This window comes from Rhizobiaceae bacterium (assembly GCA_023953845.1).
Lineage (GTDB): Bacteria > Pseudomonadota > Alphaproteobacteria > Rhizobiales > Rhizobiaceae > Arvimicrobium.
The window spans coordinates 2,695,123-2,710,888 of record JAMLJC010000001.1; the positions used below are offsets into that span (position 1 = coordinate 2,695,123).

The 15,766-nt window shown below is 63.8% G+C and carries 13 protein-coding genes; 11 read left to right on the forward strand and 2 right to left on the reverse strand.

The window, feature by feature from the left end:
• The first annotated feature begins 141 nt into the window (after positions 1–141).
• The 6 genes from M9955_13020 to M9955_13045 all read left to right on the forward strand — a co-directional run bounded on the left by M9955_13020 (position 142) and on the right by M9955_13045 (position 7,735).
• The gene (locus M9955_13020; GenBank protein ID MCO5082562.1) at positions 142–609 is read left to right on the forward strand and encodes a MerR family DNA-binding transcriptional regulator; all 468 of its coding nucleotides are present in this window, start codon (positions 142–144) and stop codon (positions 607–609) included.
• A 151-nt stretch (positions 610–760) separates the two neighbouring features.
• The gene (locus M9955_13025) at positions 761–2,557 is read left to right on the forward strand and encodes an acyl-CoA dehydrogenase (protein MCO5082563.1); all 1,797 of its coding nucleotides are present in this window, start codon (positions 761–763) and stop codon (positions 2,555–2,557) included.
• A 3-nt stretch (positions 2,558–2,560) separates the two neighbouring features.
• A complete protein-coding gene (locus M9955_13030) occupies positions 2,561–3,730 on the forward strand; it encodes an acyl-CoA dehydrogenase family protein (GenBank protein ID MCO5082564.1) in 1,170 nt (389 codons plus the stop codon).
• A gap of 150 nt (positions 3,731–3,880) precedes the next feature.
• Positions 3,881–4,282 carry a hypothetical protein gene (locus M9955_13035; GenBank protein MCO5082565.1) on the forward strand — a complete coding sequence of 134 codons (402 nt, stop codon included), beginning with the start codon at positions 3,881–3,883 and terminating at the stop codon, positions 4,280–4,282.
• Complete coding sequence (locus tag M9955_13040; protein MCO5082566.1) at positions 4,282–5,490, forward strand: acetyl-CoA C-acetyltransferase; 1,209 nt, start codon at positions 4,282–4,284, stop codon at positions 5,488–5,490. Before M9955_13035 ends, M9955_13040 begins: the two co-directional genes overlap by 1 nt.
• 22 nt (positions 5,491–5,512) lie before the next feature.
• Entirely contained in the window at positions 5,513–7,735 is a 2,223-nt protein-coding gene (locus tag M9955_13045) for a 3-hydroxyacyl-CoA dehydrogenase NAD-binding domain-containing protein (protein MCO5082567.1), read from the forward strand.
• A 37-nt stretch (positions 7,736–7,772) separates the two neighbouring features.
• Here the strand turns inward: M9955_13045 and M9955_13050 are convergent, their stop codons facing one another.
• On the reverse strand, positions 7,773–8,477 hold the full coding sequence (locus tag M9955_13050) for a FadR family transcriptional regulator (protein ID MCO5082568.1): 705 nt from the start codon (positions 8,475–8,477) through the stop codon (positions 7,773–7,775).
• 461 nt (positions 8,478–8,938) lie between these two features.
• Between M9955_13050 and M9955_13055 the strand changes: the two genes are divergently transcribed.
• The 5 genes from M9955_13055 to M9955_13075 all read left to right on the forward strand — a co-directional run bounded on the left by M9955_13055 (position 8,939) and on the right by M9955_13075 (position 14,095).
• Complete coding sequence (locus M9955_13055) at positions 8,939–9,898, forward strand: sugar-binding protein (GenBank protein ID MCO5082569.1); 960 nt, start codon at positions 8,939–8,941, stop codon at positions 9,896–9,898.
• Positions 9,899–9,958: 60 nt separating this feature from the next.
• Positions 9,959–11,515 (forward strand): sugar ABC transporter ATP-binding protein, encoded by a 1,557-nt coding sequence (locus M9955_13060; GenBank protein ID MCO5082570.1) that lies wholly within the window; start codon positions 9,959–9,961, stop codon positions 11,513–11,515.
• Positions 11,512–12,501, forward strand: coding sequence for an ABC transporter permease (locus tag M9955_13065; protein MCO5082571.1), 990 nt, complete (start codon positions 11,512–11,514; stop codon positions 12,499–12,501). Before M9955_13060 ends, M9955_13065 begins: the two co-directional genes overlap by 4 nt.
• 98 nt (positions 12,502–12,599) lie before the next feature.
• Entirely contained in the window at positions 12,600–13,247 is a 648-nt protein-coding gene (locus M9955_13070) for a helix-turn-helix transcriptional regulator (GenBank protein ID MCO5082572.1), read from the forward strand.
• The gene (locus M9955_13075) at positions 13,247–14,095 is read left to right on the forward strand and encodes a thermonuclease family protein (GenBank protein ID MCO5082573.1); all 849 of its coding nucleotides are present in this window, start codon (positions 13,247–13,249) and stop codon (positions 14,093–14,095) included. The genes M9955_13070 and M9955_13075 overlap by 1 nt, the downstream gene beginning before the upstream one ends.
• On the opposite strand, the gene M9955_13080 is transcribed toward M9955_13075, so the two are convergent.
• On the reverse strand, positions 14,058–15,710 hold the full coding sequence (locus M9955_13080) for a lysine--tRNA ligase (protein MCO5082574.1): 1,653 nt from the start codon (positions 15,708–15,710) through the stop codon (positions 14,058–14,060). The genes M9955_13075 and M9955_13080 overlap by 38 nt on opposite strands.
• Positions 15,711–15,766: the final 56 nt, after the last annotated feature.

Consider the following 15,766-nt stretch of genomic DNA (forward strand, 5'->3'; position numbering starts at 1 on the left):
CTTGCAGCCGTCGCGGCGATGCTCTACCTTTACGTAAACGTAACATTTGGCTTGCCGTGGGCTGTGCGTCGAAGGATGTGCGGCCCGTGTGCAATTTGCCCCCAAGGAAAAGGACGCGGGCCTCGCTCGCGTGATAGCGCCATGACTCTCCTAGCTTCGGCCGGCGTCGAGCCGACCGCGCATAATGAGCTTGTTTCCGAAAACGCCGACGATCGCGATGCGTTCTTCCGGATCGGCGATCTTGCCCGCCAGTTCGGCGTGTCGCTCCGCACGCTTCGCTTCTATGAAGACAAGGGACTTCTCAATCCGAAGCGCGATGGCGTGACCCGCCTCTACACGCGCCGCGACAAGACGCGCCTTCAGCTGATCCTGCTCGGCCGCCGCGTCGGATTCTCGCTGCGCGACGTCAAGCAGATGATCGATCTTTACGATCCCTCGGGCACCAATGCGCGCCAACTGCGCCTGACGATCGAAAAGTCGGAAAAGCAGCTCGCGCGGCTGCACAAGCAGCGGCAGTCGGTCGACGAGGCAATCGAGGAGCTGTCGGCGCTCGTGGCACAACTGCGCGAGAAGCTCGGCGGCAACGGCGCGGCGCGGCTCGCAAGCTGAATGCGCTTTCGGGCGTGAATCCGGTCGGCCGCCTTTGCGCCGGAACCTGATTTTCGGCGCGTGCGGCAATTGACGTTTACGCAAACGTCAATTATTTAGGATGCAGCGCCACGACGCCTTCCGTCGTGACGCGTCTCACGTGGAGGAACGCATGCCGAGCTACCGCGCGCCGGTCGAAGATACCCTTTTCGTGCTCAAGGACGTGCTCGGCTACGAGCGCTACGCGAACCTTCCGGGCTTTTCCGACGCCAGTGCCGATATGCTCGACACGATCCTCGCGGAAGGCGCGAAACTCGCCGAGGAAGTGATCCAGCCCACCAATCGTATCGGCGACATCGAAGGCTGCAAGCGCGCCGACGACGGTACCGTGACGACGCCTGCCGCCTTCAAGGATGCTTATCGCCAGTATCGCGACGGCGGATGGCTAGGCCTCGCGGTGCCTGCCGAGCATGGCGGGCAGGGGTTGCCCTACACCGTGCACTCGGCGGTCGGCGAATATATGAGTGCCGCCAACATGGCGTTCATGATGTATCCGGGGCTGACCCAGGGCGCCATCGCCGCGATCATCGCGCATGGCTCCGACGACCAGAAGGCAGCCTACGTGCCGAAGATGGCCGAGGGCGTCTGGACCGGCACGATGAACCTGACGGAGCCGCATTGCGGCACCGATCTCGGCCTGCTCCGCACCAAGGCCGTTCCGAATGGCGATGGCAGCTACCGGATATCTGGCCAGAAGATCTTCATCTCGGCCGGCGAGCACGATCTCTCCGACAACATCGTCCATCTGGTGCTCGCCCGCATCGAGGGCGCGCCGGAAGGCACCAAGGGCATCTCGCTCTTCATCGTGCCGAAATTCCTTCTCGGGGCCGACGGCAATCCGGGCGAGCGCAACAAGGTGTCCTGCGGTTCCATCGAGGAGAAGATGGGCATTCACGGCAACGCCACCTGCGTGATGAACTACGACGAGGCGACCGGCTGGCTGCTCGGCGCGGAGAATGGCGGCCTCAAGGCCATGTTCGTGATGATGAACGAGGCCCGCCTCGGCGTCGGCATGCAGGGGCTCGCGGTCGGCGAGGTCGCCTACCAGAACGCCGCGGCTTACGCGAAGGAGCGCATCCAGGGCCGTTCTCTGTCCGGTCCGAAGGCTCCCGACAAGAAGGCCGATCCGATCATCGTCCATCCCGACGTGCGCCGCGCGCTGATGACGATGAAGGCTTTCAACGAGGCCGGACGCGCGCTGGTGCTGTGGACGGCCATCCAGTCGGACGTCGCGCATCGCTCCGGCGATGAGAAGGAGCGGCAGGCGGCGGACGATCTGCTCGGTCTGATGACGCCGATCATCAAGGGCGTGCTCACCGACAAGGGTTTCGAGCATGCGGTGATGGCGCAGCAGATTTTTGGCGGCCACGGCTATATCGAAGAGCACGGCATGAGCCAGTTCGTGCGCGACGCCCGCATCGCCATGATCTACGAGGGCGCCAACGGCGTGCAGGCGCTGGATCTCGTCGGCCGCAAGCTGGCGCAGAACGGCGGCCGCGCCGTGCAGGCCTTCTTCAAGGAGGTTGGCGAATTCTGCGAGGCGGGCCGTTCCGACGAGAAGATGGCGCCTTTCACCAAGGCGCTGAAGAAGGGTCTCAACGACCTGCAGGCCGCGACCATGTGGCTGGTGCAGAACGCCATGGCGAAGCCGGACAATGCCGGCGCGGCCTCGACCGACTATCTGCATCTTTTCGGCCTTGTGGCGCTTGGCTACATGTGGGGCCGGATGGTCAGCACGGCCGAGGCGAAGCTTGCCGAAGGCGCGTCGGGAACCACATCTCTGTATGAGAACAAGATCGTCACCGGCCGCTATTTCATGGAACGCGTCATGCCCGAGACCGCCGCGCATCTCGCCCGCATCTCGACGGGCGCGGACACGATGATGGCGCTTCCGGCCGAGGCGTTCTGAGCCATGGCGGCGCCTTCCGAAATCCTTGGTCTGCCGAAGCCCGCCTGGGTAACCGAAGACGTCGCCATGCTCTACGACATGGCGATAAAATTCCTCGAAACGGAGATCGCGCCGAAATACGAGGACTTCGAGAAGGCCGAGATATTCGACCGCGAAAGCTGGTTGAAGGCAGGCGCGAACGGCCTGCTCTGCGCCTCCATGCCGGAAGAGTATGGCGGCTCGGGCGGCACCTTCGCCCATGAGAGCGCCATCATCGAGGCGATCAGCCATGTCGGCACGGACGGCTTCGGCATCGGTCTGCACAATTCGATCGTCGCGCCTTACATTCTTCATTACGGCTCGGAAGAGCAGAAGAAGAAATGGCTGCCGAAAATGGCGACCGGCGAACTGATCGGCGCCATCGCCATGACCGAACCCGGTGCGGGTTCCGATCTTCAGGGCGTGAAGACGCGTGCCGAGAAGAGCGGCAACCAGTACACGTTGAACGGCTCCAAGACCTTCATCACCAACGGCCAGCTCGCCAATCTGATCATCGTCGTCACCAAGACCGACCCGGCGAAGGGCGCAAAGGGCACGTCGCTGATCGTGGTCGAGACCGACGAGGTCGAAGGTTTCGAGCGCGGCCGCAACCTCGACAAGATCGGCCTGAAGTCGAACGACACTTCGGAACTGTTCTTCAACGACGTGCGCGTACCGACCGCCAATCTGCTTGGCGGCGCGGAGGGCCAAGGCTTTGTCCAGCTGATGCAGCAGCTTCCGCAGGAGCGGCTGCAGATCGGTACGACGGCCATCGCCATGGCCGAGCGGGCGCTGGCGCTGACCATAGATTATGTCAAGGAGCGGCAGGCCTTCGGCCAAAAGATCATCGATTTCCAGAACACGCAGTTCAAGCTCGCGGAACTGAAGACCGAGATCACCATCGGCCGCGTCTTCTACAATGACTGCGTGGCGCGCCACATCGCCGGCTGCATCGATCCCGCCACGGCGTCCATGGCGAAATACTGGCTGTCCGATCTGCAGGGCAAGGCCGTCGACGAATGTCTGCAACTTTTCGGCGGCTATGGCTATATGAACGAATACCCGATCGCCCGGATGTACCGCGACGCCCGCGTCCAGCGTATCTATGGCGGCACCAATGAGATCATGAAGCTGCTGATCGCGAGAGGTTTATAATTGAACGTGGTAAGTATTATGATTGGCACATTTGCTACGATAGTATCTGGAGGGGAGATACATGCGTGGCCAATGGACCGAGATCTTTTCCATGGTAGTTACAGAGCCGCAATCGAGGCATTGTATCTGGACGTTGAGTTTCTTTCGCACATGGAATTCGAGCTGCCGATGTTTCCGAAAGGCGTTCAGGATGTCTATTTCAACGACTTAGTCGTGATCAACTTAACCGAACAAGGATGTGCTGCGTTCCGGAAAGCAAGCTTGAGTTGGCATCCCTCCACTCGCGACGGCATAATATCGGGACTCCAGGGCATCAACGCCGGAGACACGGCGAGCGTCGTCAAACGCTTGTATGGGCAGGTCGATACGTCAGTTGACGACGAATGCGAGCGGGAGCGGCAGGCTCTCTCCCGGAGAGAGAATATCCAGAAACTAAATGAGAACCTGCTCTGGAGCAGTTCGGCATTCGTCTGGACGACCGAATATGAACGCGATTCAGTCCTGGCGCTGATCATGGAAAAGCAGGCGCATAACAAAGACAGGAGCAAATAATGTCCGACGCCTATATCTACGACGCAGTCCGCACGCCGCGCGGGCGCGGCAAGAAGGACGGCTCGCTGCATGAGGTGCCGGCAGTGCGCCTCGGTGCGAAGGTCCTCGAAGCCGTCCGCGACCGCAACGGGCTGGACACGTCGCAGGTGGACGACATCATCTTCGGCTGCGTCGATCCGGTCGGCGAGGCGGGTTCCGTGATCCCGCGCTCCGCAGCCTTCGAGGCGGGCTATGCGATGAGCGCGCCCGGCATGCAGATTTCGCGCTTCTGCGCGTCCGGTCTGGACGCGATCAATCTCGGCGCGGCCAAGATCGCCAGGGGGCTGGACGAGATCGTCATTGCCGGCGGGGTGGAATCGATGAGCCGCGTCGGCATGGGCATGTCGGGCGGCGCGTGGTTCATGGACCCGTCCGTCGGCTTGCCGGCCTACTTCATGCCGCAGGGCGTTTCCGCCGATCTGATCGCCACCAAATACGGTTTTTCGCGCGACGACGTGGACGCCTACGCGGTGGAAAGCCAGAAACGCGCGGCCAAGGCGTGGGAGAAGGGATATTTCAGGAAGTCGGTCGTTCCCGTAAAGGACCAGAACGGCCTCACCATCCTCGACCATGACGAGCATATGCGGCCTACCACCGACATGCAGGCGCTGGCGTCGCTCAATCCTTCCTTCGTGATGCCGGGCGAGATGGGCGGTTTCGCCGCCGTCGGCATCCAGCGCCATCCGGAGGTCGAGGAGATCAATTACGTCCATCACGCCGGCAATTCGAGCGGCATCGTGGACGGCGCGGCGGCGGTGCTGCTGGGCTCGAAGAAGGCCGGCAAGACGATCGGTGCGAAGCCGCGCGCCCGCATCCGCGCCTTCGCCAATATCGGCTCCGATCCGGCGCTGATGCTGACCGGACCGGTCGACGTGACGGAAAAGCTCCTGAAGCGGGCGAAGATGAAGCTTTCGGACATCGACCTGTTCGAGCTGAACGAAGCCTTCGCCGCCGTGGTGCTGCGCTACATGCAGGCCTTCGACATCGATCCCACGAAGATCAACGTCAATGGCGGCGCGATCGCCATGGGGCACCCGCTCGGCGCGACCGGCGCGATCATCCTCGGCACGGTGCTGGACGAACTGGAGCGCCGCGATCTGAACACGGCGCTGGTGACGCTCTGCATCGGCGCGGGCATGGGCACCGCCACGATCATCGAGCGCGTTTGAGCGGGCCGGAGGAAACTGAAGAATGGCTGACTACAACAACTTCCGCATCGAAACCGATTCCGACGGCATTGCGCTGATCACATGGGACATGCCGGACCGTTCCATGAACGTCTTCACCGTCGAGGTGATGGATGAACTCGACGCCATCATCGACGCGGTTGTCGCCGACGCTGCCGTCAAGGGCGCGGTGATCACCTCGGGCAAGGAGAGTTTTTCCGGCGGCGCCGACCTCACCATGTTCAAGGCCCTCCAGCAGCAGTATCTGGACGAGGTCGCGAAGGACCCGCAGACCGCGATGAAGATGCTGTTCGACGGCATCGGGCGCATGACCGGCCTGTTCCGCAAGCTGGAAACCTGCGGCAAGCCGTTTGTGTCGGCGATCAACGGCACCTGCATGGGCGGCGCGTTCGAGATGTCGCTGGCCTGCCACGGCCGGGTTGCGGCCGATGGCGACAAGGTCACCATGGGACTGCCGGAAGTGAAGGTGGGACTGTTCCCCGGCGCGGGCGGCACGCAGCGCGTCATGCGCCTGACCGACCCGCAGGCCGGTCTCGAAATGCTCACCAGCGGCAAGTCGCTGTCGCCTGCCAAGGCGAAGCAGATGAACCTGATCCACCAGATCGCCGCGCCCGACCAGTTGATCGAGACCGCGAAGAGGATGATCCGCGACGGGCTGAAGCCGGTCGCGCCGTGGGACGAGAAGGGCTTCAAGCTGCCCGGCGGTCCCGTTTACTCGGCGGCAGGAGCCAATCTCTGGCCGCCGGCCATCGCCATCCTGCGCCGCGAGACGGCCGGCAATTATCCCGCCGCCGCGGCCATCCTGAAATGCGCCTATGAGGGCCTGCTGGTTCCGTTCGATACCGGCCTTAGGATCGAACAGCGCTACTTCACCGAGATCGTGCGGACGACCGAGGCGCGGACGATGATCCGCTCGCTCTTCGTCTCGCTGCAGGAGCTGAACAAGGGCGCGCGCCGTCCGGCCGATGTGCCTGCGACGAAGTTCAGGAAGATCGCCGTTCTCGGCGCGGGCTTCATGGGTGCGGGCATCGCCTACGTCACGGCGAAGGCCGGCATTCCGGTGGTGCTGCTCGACCGCGACGTGGCGTCGGCCGAGAAGGGCAAGGCGCATTCGGACAATCTCATGCTCGGCGCGATCAAGAAGGGCCGCGCAAGGCCTGAGGAGAAGGAAAAGCTTCTCGGCCTGATCACGCCGACCGCCGACTATGCCGACATAGAGGGCGCAGACCTCGTCATCGAGGCCGTGTTCGAGGATGCCGAGGTCAAGAAGGGTGCGACCGGGAAAGCGGAGGCGGTGCTCAAGTCCGCCGCGATCTTTGCTTCCAACACCTCGACCATACCCATCACGTCTCTCGCGCAGAACTCCAAGCGCCCGAAGAATTTTATCGGCATCCACTTCTTCTCGCCGGTCGACAGGATGATGCTGGTCGAGATCATCATGGGCAAGAAGACGGGCGACAAGGCGCTGGCCACGGCGATCGACTATGTCCGCGCGATCAGGAAGACGCCGATCGTCGTCAACGACACGCGCGGCTTCTACGTCAACCGCTGCGTGCTGCGCTACATGGCGGAGGCCTTCCAGATGCTGATCGAGGGTGTGCCGGCGGCGATGATCGAGAACGCGGCGAAGATGGCCGGCATGCCGGTCGGCCCTCTGGCGCTGACCGACGAGACGGCCGTCGACCTCGCGCAGAAGATCATGAAGCAGACCATCCGCGACCTCGGCGAGAAGGCCGTGGACAAGGAGCAGTTCGCGCTCATCAACACCATGGTCGACAAATATGAGCGTTTCGGCCGGAAGAACGGCAAGGGCTTTTACGACTATCCCGCGAAGCCGGCCAAGAAGAAGCTCTGGCCCGGCCTTAAGGACCTCTACAGGCAGCAGGACCCGGACACGATAGACGTCGGCGAACTGAAGGAGCGCTTCCTGTATGTGATCGCTCTGGAAGCGGCGCGGGTCATGGAGGAGAAGATCGTCACCGACCCGCGCGAGGCGGATGTCGGCTCGATCCTCGCCTTCGGCTTCGCGCCTTACACCGGCGGCACGCTCTCCTATATCGACGGCATCGGCGCCAAGGCGTTCGTCAAGCGCGCCAGGGAGTTGCAGAAGAAATACGGCGCGCAGTTCAAGGCGCCGAAGCTGCTGGTCGACATGGCCGAGAAGGGCGACACTTTCTACAGCCGGTTCGATCCCTACAGGTCGGCGGAAACGAAGAAAGCGGCGTGACCGGCTTTTTCGCGCGGGCGGCGAGCAGCCTCGCCGCTCACGTTTCTTCCGGCATCCGGCGCTGGGTGGCGATGACGTTGTCGGTGTTAGCCAAGAGCCGAAGCACGGATTTCCGGGCTGCCGCGGGCCGCTGCAGCCTGATGTTCTTTTCGATCTCCTCGTGCAGGTCCTGCGCATGACGCAGATTGTTGACCTCGCGCGTCACGAAGGTGAATAGCCCTTCCAGCGCGGAGTCGATGAGCGCCCCGAGCGGCAAAAGCAGTTCGTTGCCGGCGGCGCGCAGGATCGCCATGTGGAAACGCGTATCTGCGGCGGTGCGTTCGCTTAGCGTGCGCGACATGCCCATTTCCGCGCAGGCGCGGCTTATCGCCTGCATCTCCTCATCGCTCCTGCGCATGGCGGCCAGCGCCGCCGCTTCCGGCTCTATGATGTGCCGGAACTCCTGAACCGTTTTCAGGAAGGTCTCGCGGTTCGGAGACGATGCGTACCAGTTGAGCACGTCGGGATCGAGCAGGTTCCAGCGTTCGCGGGGTTCCACCCAACTGCCGATCCTCGGCCTTGACGAGAGCAGGTTCTTTGCCGTCAGCATCTTGACGGCCTCGCGCACCGCGGAGCGGCTCGCGCCGAACATCGCCGACCATTCCGCCTCGTTGGGCAGGATGGTGCCGGGCGGATAGTCGCCGCGCACGATCCTGAGACCGATCTCGTTCGCCAGCGCGGAATGCACGGAGCCACCGGTCATGCGCGGCAGCGCGAGCCGGGCGGCCGGGATTCTCGCGCCGGTCCCCGGCGTTTCCTGTCTTGCCGGAACGCCTTTTTCTATACTGTATCGTCGCTTCTGCGCCACGTCGCCCCGCACTGACGGATCATTCTCGCGATAGGCTCGAATGCGGCTGAAAGCAATGGCGGGATGCCACGCCCGACCCTCTCTGGACAAAGGCATAGGACCTGACGGATCGGACGGCGTCAATAGCCGGTCTGTCTGTATTTGTATTATTTGTCAGATAATATCTTGACGGCCCGGATGCGCCCGCGCTTTAGTGGGAACCGGGAGGATTGCGCTGTTCAACCGTTTTAAATCGCTGGCAATCCGCCTTCGGCTGGCGCAATATGCCTCTGATGGCCGACCGTCCCGCGGGAGGGGAAACGGCGAGGTGCGACCATCTCACGATCCGTGAACGGATGCAAAAGGAGGAGATACGCATGAGGTACAGACTTGTTCTGGCGGCAGCCGCAGCAACCGGTTTGCTGCTCGGAAGCTCGGCCTTCGCACAGGAAAAGAAGCAGCTCGCGTTCGTGGTGAACGCCTCGTCCGACTTCTGGAAGCTCGCGGAAGCCGGCGTCAAGAAGGCACAGGGCGAATTGCCCGACTACGAACTCCAGTTCCGTTATCCGGCGCAGGGTACGGCCGCCGCGCAGAATTCCCTGATGGACGATCTGGTCACGGCCGGCGTCGACGCAATCATGATCTCGTCGGCCGATCCGAAGAATTCGATCGACGCCTTCAACCGCATCGCCGGTCAGGTGCCGCTCTTCACGACGGATTCGGACGCGCCCGAGTCCAACCGCATCGCCTATCTGGGCTCGTCCAACACCGATGCCGGCGTGCAGGCGGGCGAGGAGATGGTGAAGGCGATGGGCGGCAAGGAAGGCAAGTGCATGGGCTTCGTCGGCTTCCTCGGCGCCGACAACGCCAAGGAGCGCATCGCCGGCTTCAAGCAGGCGATCGAGGGCAAGGGCATCGAATTGGTCGACGTACGTGGCGACGACGTGGACTTCACCAAGGCCCGCACCAATGTCGACGACGTGCTTGTGGCCAACCCCGAGATCAACTGCATGGTCGGTTTCTATTCCTACAATCCGCCGAAGATCTACGAGGCGCTGCAGGCCGCCGGCAAGCTCGGCCAGATCACCGTCGTGGCTTTCGACGAGGACCCGGTCACGCTCGGCGCCGTCAAGGAAGGCTCCTTTGCGTCGACGGTTGTCCAGCAGCCCTTCGAATGGGGCTATCAGGGCATGAAGCTGATGGCGAAGTATCTCGAAGGCGACAAGTCGGGCGTGCCCGAGAACAAGCTGATCATCGTGCCGACCAAGGTGATCAACAAGGAGAACGCCGACGATTTCGAGGCCGATCTGAAGGCCAAGATCGCGAGCGCCGGCTGACCGGCATGTCCTTCGAACCGGCGCGGCGGCAATGCCGCGCCGCTCCTTGACGCCTGTGCCATGACCGTCATGCCTGCCCAGCCAGAGCCTGCCCCTGGACAGCCTTTCCTGCGGCTCTCCGGTGTGCGCAAGTCTTATCCGGGCGTGGTCGCGCTGTCGGGATTCGATCTTGAGGTTTTCCCGGGGGAAATCATCGGCATCGTCGGCGAGAACGGCGCCGGCAAATCGACGCTGATGAAGATCCTGGGCGGCGTGGTGAGGCCGGAGCGCGGCACCATAGAGGTGGACGGCGTGCCGCACGAGGCGCTGACCGTCGCCCAGTCGATCGGCGCCGGCATCGCCTTCGTGCATCAGGAACTCAATCTCTTCGACAATCTCGACGTCGCGGCGAACGTCTTCATCGGCCGTGAGCCGCGCAAATACGGCTTTCTCAATCTGGTGGACACTGAGCGGCAGCGCGCGGCCGTCGCGCCGTTGCTCAAGCGGCTCGGCGCCAATTTCGGCCCGGAAGCTCCCGTCCGGAAACTGTCGCTCGCGCAGCAGCAGATCGTCGAGATCGCCAAGGCGTTGAGCTACGACGCGCGGCTCATCATTCTCGACGAGCCGACGTCGAGTCTGCCGTTGCAGGAAACGGAGAAGTTGCTTGAGGTCATCCGCGGGCTGAAGCAGGAAGGCATAGCGGTCATCTTCATTTCGCATCGCCTGAACGAGATCGAGCGCGCCTGCGATCGCGTCGTCGTGCTGCGCGACGGCGTGCTGGCCGGCAGGCTGGATCGCACCGAAATAAGCTATCAGAAGATGGTCAGGATGATGATCGGCCGGGACCTCAAGGTGGTCTACACCGCGCCGGCGGCGTCGAGGGGCGAGGTGGTGCTTTCCGCCCGCGACATCCGGACTGCCGCCTATCCGCGCCGGGCGGTGAGCCTCGACCTGCACCGTGGCGAGATTCTGGGTCTTGCCGGGCTGGTCGGCTCGGGCCGCAGCGAACTGGCGCGCGCCATTTTCGGCATCGATCCGGTCTTCGGCGGTTCCCTCACGCTGGACGGAGAGCCGCTTGCCGTGAAGAACACGCGGGACGCCACGGCGCGGGGGCTCTTCCTCGTGCCCGAGGACCGCAAGGGCGCCGGCGTCCTGCTCGACCTTTCGATCGCGCAGAACATCACGCTGCCGAACCTCGAAGCCTACTCCCGGAGCGGAATCGTATCGGAGGCGGCGGAGATCAGCCGCGCCGAACGCAGCAAGGCCGAACTCGATATCCGCGCCCCGAACGTGCAGGTGAGCACCGGCGCGCTGTCCGGCGGCAACCAGCAGAAGGTGGCGCTGGCGAAATGGTTGGCGATGAACCCGCGCGTCATCATCCTTGACGAGCCGACGCGCGGCATCGACGTCGGCGCGAAGTTCGAAATCTACCGGATCATGCGCGGTCTGGCCGACGCCGGCGTGGCGGTATTGATGATCTCCTCCGACATGGAGGAGGTGATCGGCGTATCGGATCGCATCGCGGTGATGCATGAGGGGCGCATTTCCGGCATGCTGACGCGCGACCAGTTCAGCGAGGAGAACGTGCTGATGCTCGCTGTGGGCCATACGGGGAAGGGCGGAGGAACGGCGGCGTGAACAAGAAAGACCTGGGTCTCCTGATCCTGATCCTCGTCGTCGGGCTCGGCGTCTACCTGCGCAACCCGCTTTTCCTGTCGCCGAACAACCTCGCCAACACGGCGAACCTCATCGGCCTGTTCGGTCTGTTCTCGATCGCGCAGGGTTTCGTCATCATCACCGGCGGCATCGAGCTTTCCGTCGGCTCGATGATCGCGCTGCTCGGCGTGCTTTTCGTCGACATGGTCGGACGGCTTGGCGTCCCCTGGCCGATAGCCGCGGCGATCGTCATGGCGCTCGGCCTGCTGCTCGGCCTCGCGCACGGGCTCCTGATCACCAAGCTCAGGATGCAGCCCTTCGTGGTGACGCTCTGCGGCCTTCTCATCTATCGCGGCGCCTCGCGCGGCTACACGGCCGACGCCACCGCCGGCTTCCCCTTCGGCAGCATCTATCCCGGTCTCGATTTCTTCGTCGCGCGGCCGTGGGGCATCCCGACCTCCGTCTTCGTCCTCGCCGTGGTCGCGGTGATCGCGTGGATCGTGCTGCACCGCTCCGTCTTCGGCCGCTATCTCTTCGCCGTCGGCAAGAACGAGGAAGCGGCGAAGTTTTCAGGCATTCGCACCACGGCCGTCATCACCGCCGCCTATGTCATCTGCGCCGGCCTGACGGCGATCGCGGCGATCTTCTTCGCCATGTACACGCGCTCCGTTTCGCCGTCCTCGCATGCGAATTTCTATGAGCTCTACGCCATTGCCGCAGCCGTTCTCGGCGGCTTCTCGCTGCGCGGCGGCGAGGGCTCTATCGTCGGCGTCATCCTCGGCACCATCCTGCTCCAGATCCTGCAGAACCTCGTGAACCTGCTCGGCATTCCCTCGTCGCTCAACTTCGCCGTGATGGGCACGGTGATTCTGGTGGGCGTGCTGGTCGATCAGCAATGGGGCTACATGCGCGAGCGCAGACGGATACGCGAAGCGGCGCGCGCGCCGGCGGAGCAGCCGGCCGAATAGCCGGGCAAAAACTCCTCTTCCTGTCTTTCTCCGCATGGACAGGCGCGCCGGCGCGGGGTAATAGAAAAGGCATATTTTCCTGTCGAAAGGACGACGCGATGCTCTCCCACGAGCGCGTTTGGGCCGCGATCGACGCTCTTGCCGCGCGCTACCAGCTTTCCGCTTCGGGCCTTGCCAAGCGCGCCGGGCTCGATTCCACCGCATTCAACAAGTCGAAGCGCATGTCGGCGGACGGCCGTCCACGCTGGCCCTCCACGGAATCGCTTTCGAAGATCATGGAGGCGACGAACGCGTCGCTGGACGAGTTCATGGACCTCGTCAGGGTTGCGGCTCCTGAAGCGAAGTCCGCGCCGCGCCGGCATTCCGTGGTGCCCATGGTCGGTTTCGCCCAGGCCGGGGCCAACGGCTTTTTCGACGATGGCGGCTTCCAGCCCGGCGACGGCTTCGAACTGGTGGACTTGCCGGAAAATGCCGGGGAGGGCACCTTCGCCCTCGGCATTCAGGGAGATTCCATGCTGCCGCTCTATCGAAGAGGTGACATCCTCATCGTCAAGCCCGACGCGGCGCTGCGGCAGGGCGATCGCGTCGTGGTGCGCACGGTCGGTGGCGAGGTGATGGCCAAGGTGCTTGAAAAGCGCACGGCCAAGGCGATCGACCTGAAGTCGCTCAATCCGGAACATCCCGACCGCCATATCGCCGTCGCCGATATTGAGTGGATGGCCCGCATCCTCTGGGCGAGCCAGTGATGAAAGCGCCTGTCGCCGCCGGCGCGGTTGCCGGTTTCGTGCTTTTGAGCGCGCTTGCCTATGTCGGCGGCCGCTCGCTGGAACAGCCGGCGGTCACCATCGACATGGACGACCTGCCGACCGAGATTCCGGCCGATGATGACGAGCAGGCCAGCGGCGAGGCTCCGATGGGCCCCTCGGCCACGACACCCGAATCCGGCACGACCGACAGCACCGGAGCGACACCGGACACGTCCGGTTTCGAACGCGTCGCGCCGCGCGAGCCGCTGAGCGAACTGTCGCTGGCGCTGCCGCCGAAACCGAAGCCGCCGGGCGAGTGGAAGGGCACCATCCTGCACCGCGCGGTCGCGCCGTCAGCCGGCGTGATCGAGGCGATGGGTTACCGCGTCGCGATTGCCGGGATCGACCCGGTGACGGCGGGCGAGAGTTGCAGCTACGAAGGCAAGGACTGGGATTGCGGCGTCTACGCACGCACCGCCTTCCGCGCCTTTCTGCGCGGTCGCTCGCCGACCTGCGTCGTGCCGCCCGAGCCGGACCGCGAAATGATCGCCGCGGATTGCCGGATCGGCAAGGAAGACGTCGGCGAGTGGCTGGTCTCGAACGGATGGGCGCGCGCCGCCGCGACCGGCCCCTATGGCGAAGCCGGCAAGAAGGCGGAAGAGCGGAAGGCCGGCGTCTTCGGCCCGCCGCCGAGCAAGGCCGGCCTGCCGGCGCTGCCGCAATCCTACCCGCCTATCGATGCGACGGTGCGCGACACGCCGTCGATCGAAATCCTCGTGCCGGACGACGGTGGCTCGTCCTTCGAGGCGCCTACGCCGCCAACTGACCAGCCAGCGCCTGCCCAATGAGCGCGCGCGTGTTGTCGATGCCGTAGAGCGCCGCGAAAGAGCCGAAGCGCGGGCCGCGTTCCTGCCCGATCAACACCTGGTAGATCATCTGGAAGAAGGCGACCGACACGCCGGGACCGCCTTCCGGGCTCTGCTTGGAATGGTCCTGATAGCGCTCGATCCTGCGGGCTACGTTGAGCGCGGCGTTCTGGATCGCCTCGCCATCGGCCTGCGCCGGCAGTTCTGCCAGAGCGTCCGAGAGCGCGGCCAGCGCCTCGCGCTCCACCTCGTCCGGCGCACGGTAGACCTTGGTCGGCCGCACGAAATCCTCGAAGTAGCGGATGGCGTAGCCTGCAAGCCTGTCCAGCTCCGGATGCGTGTCCGGCGTCACGCCCGGCGCATGGCGCGAGATGAACCCCCATAGCACCGACCGGTCATGCGCGTTGGAAGCGCTGACGAGGTTGAGCAGCAGCGCGAAGCTCACCGGCAGGTCGATCGCCGGCGGTTCACCGCTATGGATGTGCCACACCGGATTGCCGAGACGCTCCTTCCAGGCCTGCTTCGGATAGGCGGAGAGGAAGGAGTAATATTCGTCCACCGCCTTCGGGATCACGTCGAAATAGAGCTTCTTGGCCTGTCGCGGCCGCTGGAACATGTAGAGCGCGAGGCTTTCGGTCGTGGCGTAGGTCAGCCATTCGTCGATGGTGAGGCCGTTGCCCTTCGACTTGGAAATCTTCTGGCCGTACTCGTCGAGGAAGAGTTCGTAGACGAAGTGCTCCGGCGCGCGTCCGCCAAGAATGTTGCAGATGCGGTCGTAGACTGGCGCGTTGGTCTGGTGGTCCTTGCCGAACATCTCGAAATCGACGCCGAGCGCTGCCCAGCGCATGCCGAAATCCGGCTTCCACTGCATCTTCACCTTGCCGCCGGTGACGGGAAGCGTTGTCTCGGCGCCGTCCTCGTCGTCGAAAGTGACGGTGCCGGCCTTCGCGTCGACATGCTTCATCGGCACGTAGAGGACTCGCCCGCTCTTCGGCGAGATCGGCAGGAACGGACTGTAGGTGGCGCGGCGCTCCTCGCCCAGCGTCGGCAGCATCACCTTCATGATGTCGTCGTACTTCTCGGTGGCGCGCAGCAGCACTTCGTCGAAACGTCCCGACTTGTAGTAATCCGTCGCGCTGGCGAATTCGTAGTCGAAGCCGAACGTGTCGAGGAAACGCCGCAGCATCGCATTGTTGTGATGACCAAAACTCTCGTAGTCGCCGCCGAACGGGTTCGGCACGACCGTCAGCGGCATCTGGAGATAGGGCTCCAGAAATGCGCGGTCCGGCACGTTGTCCGGGATCTTGCGCATGCCGTCCATGTCGTCGGAGAAGCAGAGCAGCTTCGTCTTCACCTGATCCCTGGTCAGCACGCGAAAGGCGTGCCGCACCATGGTGGTGCGCGCCACCTCGCCGAACGTGCCGATATGCGGCAGGCCGGACGGCCCGTAGCCGGTCTCGAACAGGACGGTTTCTGGAAAATCGCGGCCCTTGTAGCGGTCGATGATCTTTTTCGCTTCCTCGAACGGCCAGGCTTTGCTCTCCGCGGCTGCGGCAAGCATATCGGGCGACAGGTCGATCAGGCTGGATCGCGACATTTCTGGATTCCTGGGCTGAATTCCCGGTGGATAGCCGGCTTTGCGGCACGGGCGCA